13 protein-coding genes and 1 other RNA gene are annotated in these 20,428 nt (G+C 35.2%); 3 read left to right on the top strand and 11 right to left on the bottom strand.

Annotated elements, in window-relative coordinates; all coding sequences use genetic code 11:
• Window positions 1-90: 90 nt before the first annotated feature.
• From bglX to ACK4R1_RS12145, 8 genes are all read right to left on the bottom strand, one after another.
• Window positions 91-2,394 (bottom strand): beta-glucosidase BglX, encoded by a 2,304-nt coding sequence (bglX, locus tag ACK4R1_RS12180; protein WP_409687342.1) that lies wholly within the window; start codon window positions 2,392-2,394, stop codon window positions 91-93.
• A gap of 8 nt (window positions 2,395-2,402) precedes the next feature.
• Window positions 2,403-3,113 (bottom strand): prolyl oligopeptidase family serine peptidase, encoded by a 711-nt coding sequence (locus ACK4R1_RS12175; RefSeq protein ID WP_409687339.1) that lies wholly within the window; start codon window positions 3,111-3,113, stop codon window positions 2,403-2,405.
• 1 nt (window position 3,114) lies between these two features.
• Complete coding sequence (locus ACK4R1_RS12170; RefSeq protein ID WP_409687336.1) at window positions 3,115-4,479, bottom strand: glucoamylase family protein; 1,365 nt, start codon at window positions 4,477-4,479, stop codon at window positions 3,115-3,117.
• A 77-nt stretch (window positions 4,480-4,556) separates the two neighbouring features.
• Entirely contained in the window at window positions 4,557-5,474 is a 918-nt protein-coding gene (locus ACK4R1_RS12165; protein WP_409687333.1) for a LamG-like jellyroll fold domain-containing protein, read from the bottom strand.
• A gap of 28 nt (window positions 5,475-5,502) precedes the next feature.
• Window positions 5,503-6,960, bottom strand: a complete 1,458-nt coding sequence (locus ACK4R1_RS12160; protein ID WP_409687330.1) for a RagB/SusD family nutrient uptake outer membrane protein — start codon at window positions 6,958-6,960, stop codon at window positions 5,503-5,505.
• Between the two features lie 12 nt (window positions 6,961-6,972).
• Window positions 6,973-9,954: a SusC/RagA family TonB-linked outer membrane protein gene (locus ACK4R1_RS12155; protein ID WP_409687327.1), complete on the bottom strand. Its 2,982-nt coding sequence runs from the start codon at window positions 9,952-9,954 to the stop codon at window positions 6,973-6,975.
• A gap of 249 nt (window positions 9,955-10,203) precedes the next feature.
• Window positions 10,204-12,951: a histidine kinase gene (locus ACK4R1_RS12150; RefSeq protein ID WP_409687324.1), complete on the bottom strand. Its 2,748-nt coding sequence runs from the start codon at window positions 12,949-12,951 to the stop codon at window positions 10,204-10,206.
• 59 nt (window positions 12,952-13,010) lie between these two features.
• The gene (locus ACK4R1_RS12145) at window positions 13,011-14,213 is read right to left on the bottom strand and encodes an NAD(P)-dependent oxidoreductase (protein ID WP_409687321.1); all 1,203 of its coding nucleotides are present in this window, start codon (window positions 14,211-14,213) and stop codon (window positions 13,011-13,013) included.
• A 157-nt stretch (window positions 14,214-14,370) separates the two neighbouring features.
• Between ACK4R1_RS12145 and ACK4R1_RS12140 the strand changes: the two genes are divergently transcribed.
• Entirely contained in the window at window positions 14,371-15,573 is a 1,203-nt protein-coding gene (locus ACK4R1_RS12140; RefSeq protein WP_409687319.1) for a serine hydrolase domain-containing protein, read from the top strand.
• Window positions 15,574-15,647: 74 nt separating this feature from the next.
• Window positions 15,648-16,045: a transfer-messenger RNA gene (ssrA, locus tag ACK4R1_RS12135) on the top strand.
• A 406-nt stretch (window positions 16,046-16,451) separates the two neighbouring features.
• Here ssrA and ACK4R1_RS12130 read toward each other — a convergent pair.
• Window positions 16,452-18,659: a T9SS type A sorting domain-containing protein gene (locus ACK4R1_RS12130; RefSeq protein WP_409687317.1), complete on the bottom strand. Its 2,208-nt coding sequence runs from the start codon at window positions 18,657-18,659 to the stop codon at window positions 16,452-16,454.
• A gap of 311 nt (window positions 18,660-18,970) precedes the next feature.
• On the opposite strand from ACK4R1_RS12130, the gene ACK4R1_RS12125 reads away from it, so the two are divergent.
• Window positions 18,971-19,699, top strand: a complete 729-nt coding sequence (locus ACK4R1_RS12125) for a hypothetical protein (RefSeq protein ID WP_409687315.1) — start codon at window positions 18,971-18,973, stop codon at window positions 19,697-19,699.
• Here the strand turns inward: ACK4R1_RS12125 and ACK4R1_RS12120 are convergent.
• Both ACK4R1_RS12120 and ACK4R1_RS12115 read right to left on the bottom strand, forming a co-directional pair.
• Entirely contained in the window at window positions 19,696-19,902 is a 207-nt protein-coding gene (locus ACK4R1_RS12120) for a hypothetical protein (RefSeq protein ID WP_409687312.1), read from the bottom strand. The genes ACK4R1_RS12125 and ACK4R1_RS12120 overlap by 4 nt on opposite strands.
• A 195-nt stretch (window positions 19,903-20,097) precedes the next feature.
• Window positions 20,098-20,428: T9SS type B sorting domain-containing protein (locus tag ACK4R1_RS12115; protein WP_409687309.1), on the bottom strand; the 331-nt coding region annotated here is incomplete at its 5' end.

Genomic DNA, 20,428 nt, shown 5'->3' with positions numbered 1-20,428 from the left:
ATATTTTTGCTAAAGATAGAAATTACTACTTACTTTTAAAAAAACCCTTCAGTATTTAGCCAAAGGGTTTTCTTCACATTAAACATAAAATTAATTAACTAAATCAAATTCTATTTTGTTAGTAGTATCAGAATTGGTTCCGATGAAAACTTGAAACTTTCCCGGTTCGGCTGTAAACTGTAAATCTGAGTTATAGAATTTTAAATCTTCCACAGAAATTTCAAAGGTTACCGTTTGTCTTTCCCCTTTTTTTAGGTTTATTTTCTGAAACCCTTTTAATTCCTTAATTGGTCTTGTGATGGTACCTACCAAATCTCTGATGTACAACTGAACTACTTCCTTTCCCTCAAAATTTCCGGTATTAGTTATATCTACAGAAGCTTTAATGGTTTCATTAGGCTTCATTGTAGAAGATGACAATCTCAAATTATTATATTCGAAAGTCGTGTAACTCAATCCGAATCCGAATGGAAATAAAGGTTCATTTCTTTCATCTATATAATTTGTTTTAAACTTTTCAAATATTCCTTCTTTGTTACCCAAAGGCCTTCCGGTATTTTTAGCCGCGTAATAAATGGGGATTTGACCAACACTTCTAGGGAATGTAGTAGTTAATTTTCCGGATGGATTTTCGTTTCCGAATAGTACATCGGCTATGGCATAACCGGCTTCACTTCCGGCGAACCATACATTTAAAATAGCCGGAACAGATTTATTTTCTTCTGTTATAACTAGTGGACGACCATCAAATAAAACTAAAACCACAGGCTTACCCGTTTTTAATAAAACTTGAAGTAAATCTTTTTGTGCTTGAGGAATTTCAAGATTAGTTCGACTACTTGATTCTCCGCTCATTTCTGCTGACTCACCTAAAGCCGCTATAATTACATCCGATTGATTGGCTATTTGCAAAGCTTCTGAAAGCAATTCTTCTTTTGTTCTATTATCTCTATGTAAGGTTTTGCCAAACATGGTGGCTCTTTCTTCCAAAGCAGCATCATAATCGAGATTACTGCCTTTGGCATATAATACTTTGGCTGAAGATCCGACTACCGATTTAATTCCGGCCAACAAAGCAATGGAATTTTCTTGCTTGGTCGCCACACTCCAAGTTCCCGCCATATTTTCTTTGGCATCTGCTAACGGACCGATCACTGCAATGGTTCCGGTTTTTTTTAGAGGTAAGGTCTGATTTTCATTTTTTAATAAAACCAATGATTCGACAGCAATCTTTTTGGCTTCGTTTCTGTTAGCAGAAGTGAAAATTTCTGATTCAGCACGATTGGTATCACAGTATTTGTATGGATCATGAAATAGTCCCAGATCGTATTTGGCGTTTAGAATTAATCTAACAGCATTGTCAATTTGAGACATAGACACTTTGCCTTCCTCCACTGACTTTGTTAGGGTGAGCAAAAACCCTTCGCTAACCATATCCATTTCAACTCCGGCATTTAGAGCCAAAGCAGAAACTGTTTGTGAATCACCCATTCCGTGTTCAGTCATTTCCATAATTCCGGTATAATCGGTTACAACAAAGCCTTTAAAACCCCATTGTTTTCTTAGCAAGTCGGTTAGCAACCATTTGTTTCCGGTGGCCGGAATACCATCAATTTCATTAAACGAAGCCATAACTGAAGCTGTTCCGGCATCAATAGCAGCTTTGTAAGGCGGTAAATATTCGTTAAACATTCTGAGTTTACTCATGTCTACCGTGTTGTAATCTCTGCCGCCTTCTGGCGCTCCGTAAAGCGCAAAGTGTTTTACACACGATAAAATAGTGTTGTTTTTAGTCAAATCGTCACCTTGATAGCCTTGAACCATGGCTTTGGCAATTTGGCTTCCCAGATAAGGATCTTCACCTGAACCTTCAGAGACTCTACCCCAACGTGGATCACGAGAAATATCTACCATAGGCGAAAACGTCCAATTGATACCATCGGCGCTGGCTTCTTGGGCAGCAATTTGAGCACTTCTTTTGATTAAATTCATATCCCAAGTACAGGACAACCCTAACGGAATTGGGAACGTGGTTTCGTATCCGTGGATAACATCCATCCCAAAAAGCAATGGGATTTTTAAACGGGTTTTTTCTACGGCAATTTTTTGAACTTCTTTGATTTTTTTAACTGATTTGATGTTAAACAAACCTCCGACTTTACCTTCTTCAATTTTTTTGGCAATATTTGAGCTATTGGCTTGACCGGTAGTAATATCACCTGAGGTAGGTAGGTTGAGCTGTCCTAATTTTTCTTCCAAAGTCATTCTTGACAATAAGTCGGAAACGAATACTTCTTTGGGCGCAATAGTAACTGTCGTTTTATTTTTTTTTGCTTTTTGGGCAAAGGCAAAGCCAGTCAATAGCAATAGAATAATGGTGGTTTTAAATTTCATTCGTGGCATTATTTTTTAACTTGTTGCAACATCCAATCGTAGATTTCTTTAGTATCATATACTCTACTCCAACTATCATGGTTGGCATCATCAAAAATAGTTAATTTGACATTGGTATTGCAAGCTTTTAATTTTTCATAGGCTGTGGCTGCGTAATTAAAGTCAACAGAGTCATCCAACAATCCATGAAAAATTTTAGTTGGAATGTCTTTAAGTTTGCATAAACTATCCTCTTGAACTACATTTACAAAGCCAGCTATTGGGACTAAAGCTGCAAAAAGTTCAGGATGTGCCAGTGCCAAATCCCAGGTTCCCCAACCGCCTAAACTCAATCCGGTTAAATAAATTCGCCTAGTATCGATATTGTTTTCTTTACAAATTTTTTGTATCAACTGATAGAGCGATTCCGCTTCCCAATTAGCGTTTAAAGCACATTGTGGTGCCAAAATAAAAGCGTCTAATTTGTTGTTTTTAATGTATTTTAAAGGGCCGTGTATTTTTAACTTTTCTAAATCGGTACCTTTTTCACCCGAACCGTGAAGGAAAACAATTAGTGGTTTTTTAGTTTTGACTACTTTGGGTTTGTGTAATAAATAACCGTAAGAGTAGTTTTCACATATTTGAGTGGAGAAGTAACTTCCTGATGTTTCTTGTGCAAAGCCAATTAAACTCAACCCTAAAAAAAAGAGTAGTACTATTATTTTCGATTTTTTTTTCATCTTAAAATCCGTGTTGTGCTGATGCAAATCCTAAATTCTGTAATCCGGTCTGAATTTCCGGTGCTTGCATGAATAAGTTCCAAAGGAATCCGGTTCTGTAATTTTCAATCATTGGCGCAATAGTTCCTTGGTCAATGGCTAAGTATCGTTTGGTTACCCAATCGTGATGAGGCGAAAAAGCATCATAAGGTCCTGCAACTCCTATTAATCTATCTTTCCAATCTTCGTTTTCATAAAAAAAACGCAATGCTTTCATTGATTCTTCAGGTGTATAAGGAAAAGATGATAAGGCTGCTGTTGGCGAAATCACACCTCTGTCATTGTTAGGTTGGTGTGCTGAATAGCCTGTTGTACCATTAGCATTACGAGAATAGCTGGCTGTTAAGCCCCAACAATCTTCACTGTAACCATTCCATGATAACGGATTTGCTATACAATATGCGTTCATAATTTTGGTATGATTTTGAGTCAGTGTCCAATAATTAGCATACTGATCGGTCAAACCTCTTGGATCTAGACCCAAATAGGAATAATGCGACCAAAACATAGGTCCAACGGTAGAAGTTCCATTATAATTGAATACTTTCGGGATATTGAAACTAGTTCCCGGGCTGACAATATTTCCACTTCTGGCCCAACCCTCATGATAAGCGGCGGATGGAATCGGATGTGTTGGAGATGCTGCACCCATGATATAAGTGATTAAACACTCATTATAGCCTTCCAATTTAAAATTCAATTGCCATTCGTAGTTAGGTGACCAATGCCAATACATGACATTTTCTCCTTTTGTGTACCAATTCCAATCAACACCTTTCCATAAATTATCCGCTTTTAAGGCTAAGGCTTGTTCCTCTGCATTACCATTTTTGAAATACTCTCTGATACAAATTAATCCTTGGCAAAGAAAAGAAGTTTCAACTATATCACCGCCATTATCCACTGTACCAAAAGGGACAACGTCTCCGTTATTTCCATTTATCCAATGTGGCCAAGCCCCGTGAAATCTATCGGCACTTTCAAGAAATGCAAGTGCGGTATTTAATCGGGATACTGCTTCACTTCTTGTGACAAAACCGCGTTCAATACCTACCAGAATTGTCATTAATCCAAATCCTGAACCACCTGTGGTCACAAGATGTTCATCAACGAACGGTTCATCAGTATGGTATCTTTCTCGGGCTAATTTTGAATTGGTTTCAGCATAATCCCAGAAGTATTTAAAAGCATCTTTTTGGGCTAAGTTAAGAATCTCTTCATCGGACAATACAATAGGTTCTTCTGTTTGCGTAGAGGAATCTTTAGAGCAAGAGCCAAAAAGTAGCAAAAGAGGTAAAAGGATAAGCATTTTGGAAATGTATTTCATGATTGATGATGAGAGGATTAAATTTTGAATTAAAAAGTCTGGCAGTGAACCGCCAGACTTTTTAAAATTTACATAAATTATCTACCAGCCAATTCTAACTCATACAATGAGTTGACATCTGAAGCTGATAAAGCTTTTTTCCACACTCTGATTTCGTCTAAGCTACCTGTCATTGGTTTATTCCAAGTATCTGCTGTAGTATCAACGTTTCCAAATGCACCAATTATTGGTGAAGTAGGAGAATCAAAAATAATTGAAGTATTTGAGCCTCTAATTTCAAACGCTGGATTTGAAGATTTAACTCCATTAATATAAATAATAAATTTATTAGTTGCTCCATCCCATGTAGCAACAACATGAGCCCATGTACCGCCAACAGCAATAGGACGAGCAACATGCTTACCAGGTGTTACTAAATTGTCAGCTATCATCCAAGGCTCTAAGTGCAATAGATTTTCATAGGCTTGACCATCAGAAGCTGTTGTTCTAAAACCGCTTTTAAAAACGATAGAATCGTTCACCGCTCCATTTTCTTCTACAGCTGGTCTTTGTCCAGTTTCAGCATACATGTTTAAATTCCCTTCCCATTCGTTAGGACGACTTAATGATAAAATCACTGAGACAGAACCTGTTGTAGGCGTCTGATTGTTTTTAAGTTTTGCCCATGCACTAATGGTATATGCATTCAGTGTTCCTGTCAAAGCTGTTATAGAAGGATATTTCATATAACCATTTGTCAGTTTTGCGCCCTGTCCTTTAATTCCATCTTCATAAGATGCTCCTACTGTAGTTGAAGGAGAAGTATTTGAAATACTTTCTTTGCCATTGCCATTCAAAGGCCAATAGGCAATCAAATCTGTTGCTCCGACTTCCCCTGCATTGTCATAACCTCCAATAGGTGGTAGTGAACTATCACTATCACTACTACAACTTGTTAATGATCCAAATGCAATGGTTAGAGCAAATGCTGAAATAAAAATTTTGTTCGTTTTCATAAAAAAAATGGTTTAAGTTAAATTAATTTTAATATCCTGGATTTTGAGTTAGTAAGCCTCCGCTTGTAATTATTTGATTTTGTGGAATTGGAAATAATTCATGCGTTCCAACAATAAATGTTTTTCCATCGGCAGCCATAGCGGTTGGTGCTTGACCGGTTCTGATTAAATCGAACCAACGATCGTGTTCCATTGCCATTTCGGCTCTTCTTTCTTTTAAAATATCAGAAAGCGTAACTGAATTTACTATAGCTAAACCGGCTCTGGTTCTTAAATCATTAATCCTATCTGTAGCTTCTGAATTCAACCCAAGATGATAGGCTGCTTCTGCTCGAATTAACAAAATGTCACTATATTTTAAAATCCTGAGGTTTTTAGCAGTTTGTGTACGGTCGCCATTCCAAGATTCTGCAATACTGCTTTGATAGGATTTGTAATTGTATCTTGGATTGGTCCAAGTTGTTGGTGCAACAAATCCATCCCAAAGTACTGAAGGAACAAAGATGATTGAACTACTTCTTCTAACATCTCCGGGTTCAAAAGAGTTGGCTAACGATAATGAAGGCGTATTAAAACCCCAACCTAAATCAGGAGTTCCTCTCGGTCCTTGAACATTGGTATAATCTTGTAAACCTTTTGTTAGTGTAGCTTGCACTTCATAGATTGATTCGGACCCATTTTCGCCAATTTCCTTCCAAACATCTGCGTAATTGGTCATCAAACTGTATTGGGCTGAACTCATTACGTTACCGCTCATGTCAAATGATTGTTGCCACTTTTCTTGGTATAAGTAGGCTTTTGCCAATAAAGCTTGTGCCGCTCCTTTTGATGCTCTTCCTTTATCATTGGGTGCATAAGCTCCTTTTAAAGGTAACTTGTCAATAGCATCTAACAAATCTGTTTCGATTTGTGCATAGGTTTCTGTTTTTGATTTTCTGACAAAGACCACTTCATTGATTTGCGCAGTATCATTAATATCGATTTTTGTAATTACCAAAGGTACGCCACCAAAACAACGAACCAGATCAAAATAACATAGTGCTCTGAGGAATTTTACTTCACCTATTAATCTGTTTTTGAGGCTTTCTTCAATAGACAATTGTTCTAAATAAAACAAAGCATTATTGGCACGATATATTCCGTCATAGCGACCTATCCAAACATCATTAAATGAAATGTCTGTCGGACCAAAAGTCAAATTATCAAGTCTTCCTTTATCAACTCCTGTATCAGTAAGGGTTGAACCTTTATCAGCATCATCAGAAACAATACTGGTAATTCCAATCCATGAAAATGCATACATGTTGTAATCTAATTGCTTATTGTAAACCCCGTTAACTAGTTGAACGGCATTGTTAGGATCATTAAGAAAATCAATCTCTGTCAAAGCATTACTGGGTTCAACATTCAAATCGTCTTCACACGAAAAGAAAATCAAAGTGAACAATAGCAATATGGCTGTTTTAAATTTTATGTTACAAATCATTTTCATAGTATTTTAAAGACTTACATTAAGACCAAACAAAAATGTTTTATTAGTTGGATATGCATCCAATTCAATTCCAGCTCCACCAAGAGGATTAGCATTATCACCGCCAACAACTTCAGGTGAGTAACCGGTATACTTGGTAAAAACAAAAGGATTAACTGCAGTGATATAGACTCTCACTTTTTCAATTTTGCTATAAAATTTTGGTATTGTATAACCAATGGTAATATTATTTATTCTCAAAAAAGAACCGTCTTCAAGAAAATATGTAGAAGGTCTTGGTATTTCATTATAAGGTTTTGGATTAGTTGCATTGGGCGTTGATGGCGTCCAAAAACTGTCTAAGTAACTGTATTCGATATTCTCTCCTCCAAAACGTTGTGCTTTTTTCCCGTTATAAACTTTATTGCCCCCAACACCATAAGTATCAACAGAGAAATCAAAATTTCTATAACTTCCACCTAAACTTAATCCGTAGGTGTAAGTTGGTAAATAAGAACCGGCAACAACCCTTTCATCACTATATATAAAAGCTCCGTCACCATTAATACCGAGCACATCATACACATAGAAACTACCTAAAGGTTGTCCAACTAATACTTGTTTAGTATATTCTCCATTACCTAAACCACCTCCAATTAATCTTGAAAAGTAGGCGTTATTGACTTTTGTCAACTCGTTTTTGTTATGCGAAAAATTTCCTGAAACCCAATATTTCAGATTATCGTTAATTTCACTATCCCACCTCAAAGAAATCTCAATTCCTTTATTGTTAACTTCTCCGGTGTTTACAGTCACTTCCCCAGGAGATAAAACCGAAGGCAATGATACCGGAAGAATCACATCTGAAGATGTTCTGTCGTAAACATCAATAGAACCAGAAAGTTTGTTGTTCAACACCTTAAAATCAAGTCCGAAATCAAATTCTCTCATAGTTTCCCATGTGAGATTTGGATCAACTTGATAAGGCTGATTACTTCCGGGGAAAATAGTTTGGTTATCTCCAAAAGCATAATTATAACCAGCGGCAAAAACAGGAATATTCAAGGCATTTAAAGAGTTAGCATTACCAACCTCACCATAACCGGCTCTTAATTTAAGATAATTAACAAACTTCACTTTTTCTAAAAAAGACTCATTAGAAATCACCCAACCGGCAGAAACCGCCGGAAAGTAACCCCATTTTTTCACATCTTGAAATGAACTGATACCTTCTCTTCTGATAGAAGCAGATAATAAATATTTATTATCATATTCATATTCTGCTCTTCCAAAATAGGCTATGGAAACAATTGGAGTTGAATGGTTATTAGAAACTACAGAACCTGGTGATGTTTCAGCATTAAAAGAAGACAGGTCTAAATACCAATAATTGGAACTTTCAGGAACATTAAAACGAGTACCTGATAAAAACTCGACATTATTTCTTGTAGTCCTTGACATACCGACAACAATACTAATATCATGTTTGTTAAAAGCTTTTTTATATGTTAAATAATTATCCCAATTCCACATATAATCATCGCTTTTATACTGTTGAAGTGTATTGTATTTTATTGGGTTATTACCAAAACTATTCTCATAATCTTGGAGGGTTTGAGTAGCATTTTGGGATAAATAGATATCAGCGTTTGAAGAAAAATTATAGCCTTTATTTAAAGCGTATGTCGCACCAAAATTGGAAGTGTATTTTAATTCTTTCAACAAAGCAATTTCGGCAGCTACCGAACCTGACATTACAATATTTTTACTTCTTTCATTGAAATAATGAAGCTGTGCAACCGGGTTAGCTACATTGTTAAAGCGGTCGCTACCATTAATGTCTATTAAACCGGTTGTAGGGTTTCGCAATGGCACACCCCATCGTCCATTTGGAAAAAAAACTGGAACAATTGGAGATTGTTTGTATGCATTTGTAAAAGCACTTACAGGTTTTGGTGTATTGTTTGCAATAGCTAAATTAAAATTTTGAGAAATTTTTACTCTATCATCAAATATTTTGAATTCGTTTCTTGAGTTGACATTGTTACGTTCGTATTCTGTCCCAATTAAAATCCCTTTTTCTTTATAATTTGTAGCTCCAAAATAATAACTAGCGTTTTCGTTACCTCCTGAAAAAGAAACATAATTACTCATCACTTCACCGGTATTTGTAACTTCATTTAACCAATCGGTGTTATAGGGTTGCTCAAAACTATAATAAGTGGAAGAGCCTGCAGCGACATTATTGTAATAAGCAAAACGATATGAGTCGGCCATTTCAACTTTCTTTTGGATAAACTTTTGACCGTAATAAGAATCAAATTGAACCTTTATTTTCCCTTGTTTTCCTTTTTTAGTAGTAACAATAACGGCTCCATTGGCCGCTTTTTGACCGTATATAGCTAAAGAAGAAGCATCTTTTAAAATATCAATAGTGGCTATCTCATTTGGGTTCAATCCGTTTAATCCGGTAGCTTCCACACCATCAATTAAATATAAAGGATCTCTTCCTCCTAAAACGGTTCCTAAACCTCTGATTCTTATCGAAGGATTGGCTCCCGGCTCATCATTGGTAACAATATTTACACCTGCTGCTCTACCTTGAATGGCTTGAATAGCAGATTGCGAAGGTGTTTTTACAATATCAGTTGCCTTTATTTGTGACACAGATCCTGTAATAGAACCCGCTTTTTTGGTTCCGTAACCTACTACTACAACCTCTTTTAGTAACTGATTACTTTCTTTAAGAGTAACCGTCATGTTTGATTGGGCTTTAATGGTGATAGTTTCAAAACCTATCATTGAAAATTCTAGTAAATCATTTAATTCGGTTTTTAAAGAAAAATAACCATCAAAATCGGTTGAAGTACTAGCACTTTTGCCCTTTACAGTAACATTAACTCCGGGAAGCGGTAAACCATTTTCATCTATTACTTTACCTTTTACTTCTTGAGCATGTGACACACTGGCAAAAGTTAACACCAGAAAATAAGCTAAGAAAATTTTCATTTTGTGATATTTGATTTTGTTTTAGTAAATATAGTGAACTAAATCGTTATAGTTGTGGCGTAAATTTACTACATTGCTACATCTTTATAAAAAATAAAAAATATAAATAACTTATTTTCAATGATTTAAAATAAGTTTTAGCAATAAAAAACTCATCGATACTAATCAGTAATGATGTAGCATTGATGAGTTAATAATTGATAATATACTTGAAATAAAATTAAATTATTGGCAATAAAATTGATAAAATTATGTATTTATCATAAACTTAGATAAACTGTCATCCGAAGAAAGTCTTAATTTTTTTCTCAATCGGTAACGATGAAGCTCAACACCTCTGAAAGAAATATTCATTAACGGAGCAATTTCTTTAGAAGAAAGATTCATTTTAAGGTAAATGCAAAGCTTAATGTCTTTAGGAGTCAGGATTGGATACTTTTTAGACAATCTTTGCACAAATTCTTCGTTGCTTTGGAGTAAGTTTTTTTCAAAGCTTTCCCATTCATTTTTATTAATGGCATTAATCTTAATTGATTTTTTAATGCTGTTTTTTAAATTACTGATGTCATTTTCAGATTCTAATGCCTTTTGAATACTCTCAATCATTTCTGATTGCTTAGCAATTGACAATGATTTTCCGGCAACTTCTGACGCTTTGGCTTGAATTTGAACCTCTAATATGTGTTTTTCATACTCCTGTAATTTTAACTTATTCTGTGCTTCCATCTCTAAGTGAAGAATTTCTTTTTGATGTTTTAATTCTTCTTCCTTCAACTTCAATTTCTCGATGTAGCGGATTTTATTCCATTTATAATAAAGATAAAAAGCACCGCTTATAATAGACAAATAAATTAATATCATCCAAAGAGAAATATACCAAGGTCTTTCAACATTAAAATTAAATGAAGCCAATTGAATATAATGCTCACCGTCATTATAATAGACAATTAATTCATGACTTCCGCTGGATAAATTACTTAGTTCAATATTGGAATTCTTTAAAGAACTGTGATTTTTTGCATCGTCAAGGGAATAAAAAAGTTCCTGCTTGTTATACCCATAATATTCTGAAATGACATCTAAGTTAATCGACTTATTATAACCTATAGTGGCCGCTTTTTCAGTAAAAATGCCATCTACAAAAGCCTCTAATTTTACACTTTTGTTGTTTGGTTTGGGCTTCGTCTTTTGGAGTTTAAACGCAAAAAAACCATCATCGAGGTTCAATAAATACTGGCCGTTGGTTTTAAAGACTTTAGTGTCTTGATTGATAATTTTTCCTTCATAATATTTCTCCGGAATCAGTCGCCAAACAAATTTATCATTAACCCTATTGATCACATAAAGCGATTTGTCCTTCAGAATAACAAAATTCTCATTATCGATTGGAATTAATTCGGAAATATTAGAAAACGATTTATTGAAATACGCATTAAGTTCCAATTTATCCGAAATAGCGTTATATGCATACCATTTGGCATTAATATAAAACAATACTTCGTTATTAAAATTGACCATTTTAACCCCATAATCATTGAGAATTTTATTTTTCTGAGTAATATTTTCAATTTTTTTGACCACAAAATCATCGTCAAAAAGTATTCGGTATAAACTTCTGTAATTATCCACTGCCCAGAGTTCATTTGGCTTATTCTGAACTATGTTTTTGATTGGTTTAGTAAGGTTTGAAAAGTATTTATAAGTTTTAAAATCAACCGGATTTTCATAAATCACGATGCCTGAATAATTAGCCAGAAAAAAATTATCGTGGAAATTACTCTTCAAAAACTTCCATCCGCCACTAATTTCATTGGCCTTAAACAATACATCATTTTGATAGATATATGTTCCATCGTTATGACCAATAAGATATTTATCGCCTACTTTCAAAATATCCCAAACTTGTCCTTGCGAATTGGATAATAAAGTTAAAGTCTTATTTTGGTACTTAAAAACTCCGTGATTAGAACCCAAAAGCAATCCGTCATTTAATGGTGCCAAAGTATAAACCGAGCCCAATATTCCGGTATTGTCTGAAAATATCTTATACGGCGAATTGATTTCGATATGGGAAATTCCATTGTCGAGTCCGAGCCACAAATCGTTTTCTTTGTCTAAGCCAATGCTTAAAATCGAGTTGTTCTTCAAAGCATTTTTTCGACAAATATTATTGTAGCTATTATTGTTTAGATCAATTACGTAAACCCCTTGAAAAGCAGTCCCAATGACCAATCTATCATTAGAAATGGCTTTGGCTGTAATGATAATTTCCCTTTTCAGCAATTCGTTTAACGGATGCATCCATGGCTTTAAAGTGTTATTTTCTTCAACATAAACACCGTTCTTTTGTGTAAAAAAAAACATTTTACCTTTGGCCTTATCAATAGCATGGATGATGTTTTCTTCCAGTAAATTCCACTTTTCAATCTTCTTGAAATCATTGTTTTCAAAAAGAAATACACCGTCTTTTACCGAAGCTGCGTAGATTTTATTCTCCACTAAAAAACAATACGAAATCTGAAAAGGAATCCTGATTTTTTTTGTCTTTCCGTTTTCTAAAACATAAAGCTCATTAAATGACTGGAAGTATATTTTGTTGTTATGCTTAAAAATTTTCCAAATTTCCTCATTAATTGACGAGCCAGTAAAGTAATTTTTGCCTTTAGAGAGTGACGTGTATTTTAGAATACCATTATGTCTTTTCCAAAAGCCAAACTCGTTATAAGAACCTGAATAAATTTTATCTCCATCAGAAAAGACAGACCTAATAATGGTTTTGTTGGGTAAACTGTATTTTTCCCATCGAACGCCGTTGAAACGAAGTAAATAGTGATTATTCGCAAAATAAAAAGCATTATCATTGCCTTGGGTTACGCTCCAAACTTGATTATCTCCGTTATAATTACTTTTGGTAAAGTTTTCCACAAACGGAAGCAACTCCTGAGCATTGACAAATGAACAGAGCAGTAAAAAGAAAAAGGCAATTTTATTTTTCACTTTGGGCAGATTAATACCCAAAAATAAAAAAACTTACGCCTTTTGATACTAATCCTAAATTAATTTCCATCTACGTAGTCTTGCAAATAAGCAAATCGTGATGTTAGTTTGCCATTTTCAGTGATTTTAGCGCGTTGTAAAATACCGTCTTTATCACCGTTAAAAAACGCCGGGATGACATGTTCCATAAACATTTCACCAAAACCTTCGCTGGCATCTTTAGGCAATTCACAAGGTAAATTGTCTACAGACATTACCATAATCGAACCAGGATGCGTAAACGAAACTTCTTTATTTTCAAAGGGTAAATAACCAAAAAATGGCTCGGCAATAGTCGAGGCTTTAATGGTACAAGCAATCGGTCCGTCAACATCGCAAGATATATCTGCAACGACTTTGATTTTACAATCCGCAGCTTTCAACATGTCTTGTGTTAAAATATCCGGTGCGTTATTCCCATGAAAATGACCGGCCATAAAAATATCCGCTACTTTGGTAAAACGTTCAAAATTGGAAGTGTATTCTTGTGGATTCTTATAAAAATCATTGTTATCTAACACTTGTCCGTCAATGCGTTTGTTATAATCTAAAACATCAATTTGAGTGTAAACCGGTTGTGAATAGACTTTATTCAAAAAATCATCAACAGAAACTTGTTTGATTTTCATGCCGTCGAGAATCTCTTTCGCACCCATACCGACTTTCCCGTGACCGGTTAAAACAATTTTGATATTAGGCAAGGTTTGTCTTTTCAAACGAACGATTAAATCTTCTTTACCATTTAAGGTTTCAGCCTTGGGCAAAGTAAACAATTCATATTTAATTCCAAAAGCTCTAAAACCATTGTATGCACCAACAATTCCGGCATAACGTCCGAAACCTATTAGTCGTCTATTGTTGGCATCAACGATTGTTTCATGATCGTACAACTCAATATTTTTTTCTAATATAGCTTGCAACAACTTACGATTGTGCACTTGCTTTTTTATAGTATGAGAAAAGAAAAAATACTTCTTATTCGGAATCAAATAATCAACCGGAATTTCTTTAACCCCAAAGAAAACATCACAATCAGAAATATCAGCTGTTACTTCAATACCCCTTTTTTTATATTCCTCATCGGTAAAAACCCTGATATCAGAGCTTTCTACTTTCACTATAGCATCAGGATGTTCTTGTTGCAATCTTACCAATTCTTCCGGTGTAAAAACAACTCTTCTGTCAGGTGGACTTTTTCTTTCTTTGATAATTCCGAATTTCATTCTCTTTTATTTTGTGCCCAAAAGTAGTTGTAACGAAAACGTTTTCAAAACTTTTTCTGAAAAATATAAATTGTGAAAAACCTGTTGAAAGCTTTGCAAAATATTAACCATACACCTAACTTGAATAATTATATTTGTGTTTCTATAAGTCTCAAAAATGAAATTCAAAAAATCCCATTATATACTACTCTGTTATTCGTTACTTTTAATTACAGCTTCCTGTTCTAAACAAGAGAAAACTGAAGAAGGTATTGTTAAAATTAATGAGAATGGCATTCCAATAATGCAACCACTTCAAGAAGCATTACCAAAACTTTCCAAGTCATTTATGGATGACAAAAAATATGGCACTGCTCTTTTTTTTGAAAAAACTTGGTCTGAAAAGAATGACAACGTAAGTTTTTTAGTAGCCAAGAACGGCCAAATCATCTATGAAAACTATATGGGTTACGCTAATAAACGAACCGATGAAAAGATAACCAAAGAAACACCATTACATATAGCTTCGGTAAGTAAGGTTTTGACTGCTACCGCTATTTTGATGTTAGTTGATGCTGAAAAAATAAAGCTCGACCAAAAAGTAGCTACACTAATAGACAGCTTTCCTTATCCTGAAGTAACGGTTCAAACACTTTTAAACCATCGAAGCGGCATGAAAAATTATGCTTATTTCACTTATGAAAAAAGCAACTGGGACAAGAAAAAAATCTTAACCAACGAGGATATTGTTAAGGTTATGATCGAAAAAAAGATCCCTTTGGAAACCAAAACTGATACCCGTTTTAGCTATTGCAATACCAATTATGCCATGTTGGCACTCATCATCGAAAAAGCGACCGGATTAAAATATCCCGAAGCCATGAAAGAAATGATTTTTACACCGCTAGGCATGACCAATACTTATGTGTGCGATTTCGAAAAAGACAGAGAAAACATAGTTCCCTCCTATAAAGGCAACAATGTAGAAATAGGAACCGATTATTTAGACGGAATTTACGGCGACAAAAACATTTATTCCACGCCAAGAGATTTGTTAAAGTTTGACACCGCACGCTACGCGCCTTTCTTCCTCAACAAAGAATTGATAAAAAAAACCTACCAAGGTTACAGCTACGAGAGCAAAGGACTAAAAAACTATGGTCTAGGCATCCGAATGGTCGAGTATGAAAAAGGCGAGCCTTTCTACTTCCATAATGGCTGGTGGCATGGTAACACATCTACTTTCATCAATCTGAGAAAAGAAAAAGTAACCATTATTGCGCTTTCTAATAAATTTACCAAGAAAACGTATCAATCTAAAAGATTAGCCGCTCTTTTTGGCGATTATCCATTCAAATTGAATGATGATAATGACGAATAATTTTCACTAAAACACCTTTTGCTAAAGCAACAAAATAGCCTATCTTTGCACTTTGATAATTCATAATTCAAAATGGGGTCGACTGGTTTTGACAGCAAGTCGAATTGAACAGTAAGCACGTCGAGCATGGTACCTTTTGCTCGTAAATCCAAGGGTACGAACTTATAAACGGCGAAAATAACTACGCTTTAGCTGCATAATCTGAATTAAAGTAAGATTTGCCAAGTCCCGATAAGATCGGGAAGCTGGATTCTCCTCAGAAGCCCTGGTTTATGGCGTCTGGCTCAGGGGAACCGTAAAAGTAAACCTAGGAAAGGTAATGTTCTGAATCCTTTCTGACACTGATAGAGCTAAGCATTAGGCCGCTGTCTTTGGCATAGCCTACTGTCGAAAACCCAATCAAAGACTAAACGTGTAGAAAGCTCTTTAGTTGCTTGTTTGGACGGGAGTTCGACTCTCCCCGACTCCACACCAAGCGCAGTTTTATTGCGGCTTAAAATAAAAAAATCCAACAAGTTCACTTGATTGGATTTTTTTATTTTAAGCCGTCAGCCTTGTAAAGGCTGAAAATTGCATTTGCAATTTTGGAATAACAGAGTTGGGCGAAGCCACACTCGGCGACTCCACAAAAAAGCTTCAAGAAATTGCGGCGTTTTTTTTTTAGAAGCAGACCATTTTGTTTTCTTTCACTACTGCTCCCGCTTTCCGCTACAATCTTTTTATTGCTTTGTCACCCTGAGTGCAGTCGAAGGGCTTTCCTTCAAAGCAATAAAAAGGATTTCCACTATTATCGGGGCTATAAACACGAACCGATTTTCTATCAAAAAAAACCTGTACGATTTCAGTACAGGTGTTTTATATATAAATTTCAAAAAACTTTATTCTTTTATAAATTTCCCGGTAGCACTACCTCTATCACTAACAATCTTAATAAAATAACTGCCACTTGGCAACCCCGAAACATCAATCGTTTCATCAGGACTAGTAGCCACTTGAACCAATTGCCCAAGTGTGTTATAAATACTTACCGAACTCATTACCAAACTTTCTTTCGCAGTAATGGTTAATATATCTTTTGTAGGCACAGGCGACAAACTAAATACACTGTTAAACTCAAAATCCTGATTACCCAATGCCTGAACAGTAGTAGTATAAGTATCTGTAATAATCGGGAAGTTATAATCAAAATAAATGCTGGCACTATTACTAAATGTATTACCAACCACCAACGTAGGCTTCGTTTTAATTTTAAACGCTACATAACCATCATTATTGGCATCATCGAAAGGAAGATTTATGTTTTCAAAGATAAATTCTACTTTATTTGTGGTATTATTAATTCTCGTCACAAAATTGTGACTGCTACTTTGCGGGATTAAGGTTGGGAGGTCAAACTTAGTAACATCAATAACATCAGCTACCACAATGTTCTCTGCTGCAAAAGTTCCGGTGTTCTCAAAACGAATGATATAATGAACATATTGCCCAACCATGCCTGGCGTTATTGTTGTTCCTTCCAAACAAGTTTTGTCATTAGGATCGTATGAACCAACCACTATTTGCTTCAAAGCACTTACATTGTCTTGAGGATTCTCATCTCCAATAATGGGATTAATTGTGGAAGAAAAATCGAGTTGATCTCCATTATTTACCGAAGGCGTTTCAGTTGGCGAATTAATATTAAATGTAACCGTAATTTGTCTGGTTTCAAAAGGTTGCAGATTTATTATATCCCAAGATAAAATGCCTGTATTTTGATTCGTATAAATTGGGTTAGCAGAAACCAAATCAATATAATCATCTTCAAATTCTAAAGTAACTGAACCAGATTGTACCTGATTGCCTTTGTTTTTACAAACTACTTTATAAACAGCGTCAAATCCGGGTCTTGCAGGTGATATCGGAAACAAAACAACTTCCAAATCGTTAAGATTGCTACTTGAACTTAAGCAAAAATTTTGAGTAAAAGGACTTGCAGTATCCGGAAATGTTACTGTAATTGAACTCGGAGAAATAGTAAAATAATCCGAATTTTCAAGAATTGGGGTAATCGTAAATGTACCAGAAGAAACAGGTATAGTGAAGTCTCCGGACAGATTACTAATTACTGTCCCCGAAGTTGTACCATTAGTAACTGAAAATCTCTGGTTGGGGATAATAATATCATTATTATCACAGCCATTATTGTCAATGTCAAACTTATGACTCCCATTTACATTGTAAAATATACCACCTGGTGTAAAGCTACAATAAGTAGTTACATGACAATTACTATACCCATACAATCCAATTAAATTTTGGATAGCAGTTACCTGATCTTCATCTGCACAGATGTACTGAATATTAGGGTTTAAACCAAAAACTAAAGACGATTCGATAGCACCATTCTTTATAAATAAGGATGTTAGTTGATTTCCTTGACAATATAGAGTATACAAAATTCGCAACTCACTAACATCTATGGTAGTAAGTTGGTTATCCATACAATAAAGTATGGTTAAATAAATAGAATCATTAACGTCAAGTGACGTAAGTAGGTTTTGTTCACAAAACAATTGCTGTAGATTAATCAATCCGGAAAGGTTTAGAGAAGTAAGTTGGTTTTGACTACATCTAACTGAATAAAGGCTTGTCAATCCACTGAGATCTAGGGAAGTAATAGAATTGTTAAGACAATTTATTATTTGAAGGTTTGTCAGTCCACTAACATTAATCGAAACAAGTTGATTTGAATAACATTCCAATTCCCTGAGATTAATCAAACTACTTAAATTCAATTCCAAGATTTGATTATTATTACAATATAGATACCTCAAATTTGCAAAACTTGCTATACCTTCCAAATTTGATATTGTACCAAAATTTAAATTCAATCGGTATACCTCTAAAGCTTCACTTATTTCAATATCTCCATTATCATTCTGATCTATTTTTATTTTGGTTCCTATTGAATTATATGCAATATCCGCTATTGCACTTGACTGCAATAACTTCGCCTTAAAATTAGCATCAGGAATATTTACAATTTGCGAATTTGCGGTAGAAATAGCAAACAATAAAACCAATAGAGTGTAAAGTTTTTTCATAAAAATAGTTTGAGCCTCAAATATATAAAAAATCATTTGTAAGACTATACCATATTTAAATTAACGATTTTCAAAAACTCAAAACTTTAACAAAAATGGGCTATACCCTTACTCAAAATCCTGTAGGGATGATATATTGGCAACAACAGACTTCAACACGTTGCTCAACAAAATCAACGCCTCACAACCTCTCAGCACATATCTCAAAAATCCTTTAACAAACATTTAATACTATGCATGCATATAATGGCAAGGGGTTTGTAAGTGCTTTTGTGTGAAATAATTCACAACCAATTTAAAAATAGGAAATTATGGAAACTACACAAAGTACCTCAGAAACCGGACATGCTATCAATGTCGCCAATTTCGAAACATTAATCACTGCATGCCTTGGTCACGGTGCAATCTACAACCCTGTAAACACCGCCATCCAAGTACCACAACTCCAAGCCAAACTACTCTTGGCCCAACAAAAACTCAACACCACCGCATTACAAAAATCAATTCTAAACACGGCAATAAATGAACGCATAGAAGCTTTCAAAGGTCTTGAAGTATTATGCACACAAGTAACAAATGCCTTCGCAGTCTCGGGAGCTACCGATCTTGATGTAAGCGACTTGCAAACCATCAACAAAAAAATCCAAGGGGCTAAACAAAAAAAAGCAACACCAACACCCGAAAATCCCACACCATTACAAGTGTCAAATTCGCAACAGTCTTATGACAGCAAAATCAATTTCTTTACCAACTTTATCCAATTCGTAGAAACAAAACCAATCTATAGTCCAAACGAAACCACACTCTCAGTAGCAACGTTGCAATCAAAATTGGCAGAGATGATACTAAAAAACCAAAGAGTTGATGTAGCCACTTTTGATTACAACCAATCCTTAAATGCCCGTAACGACGAATTCTATAACCCTACATCAGGGCTAGTACAACTCTCAAAAGACATAAAAAAATACGCCAAAAGTATTTTCGGAGCCGCCAGTCCTAGTTATAAACAAATAAATAGTATCGAATTCAAAGCACTCTAATAATCCGTTAACATAATACCTTTACGAGAAGCCAAAACGATAGTTTTGGCTTCCTCTTTAATACTTCTCCCCTCCGCTTTAATACTTCTCCCGTCCGCTTTGATACTTCTCCCATTCGCTTCGATACTTCTCCCGTCCACTTTAATACTTCTCCCATCCACTCTGATACTTCTCCCATCCGCTTTGATACTTCTCGCGTCCACTTTGATACTTTTGCCATCCACTCTGATACTTCTCCCATCCGCTTCGATACTTCTCCCACCCTAAACCACTTTTCAACAATCCTCATCATCACTACCTCGATACAATCAACTAGAGAAACCCACCACCATACTACATAAAAAAACACCCGCACAATTATAGCACGGGTGTTTTTAATTTCTATTCTTTTATTCGACTTATCGCTTCAACGTAAAGTGCGCTTTAAATTGCTTCATGCCGCCTTGCTCCGGATAATCCACCGTAAACCAGTAATCGGTTGAAGGTAACAGTTGTCCGTTGTAGGTTCCATCCCATCCATCGCCTGCTGAACTAATTTGTTTCAGTAATTTTCCGTAACGGTCAAAGATGTAAATCTTAGTCATCCCGGAGAAGCTCTCCAATCCTCTCACATTCCATGTATCATGAATACCATCACCATTCGGAGTAAAGTAATGTGGGTAATCTATTACTTGTACATTATTAATGATAAACTCCTCACAGCTAAAGGCCAATCCGCCCTCAGTATCC

It is taken from the genome of Flavobacterium sp. (assembly GCF_046293665.1).
In the GTDB taxonomy this organism is placed as follows: domain Bacteria; phylum Bacteroidota; class Bacteroidia; order Flavobacteriales; family Flavobacteriaceae; genus Flavobacterium.
This window is presented reverse-complemented; position numbering and strand designations above follow the sequence as displayed.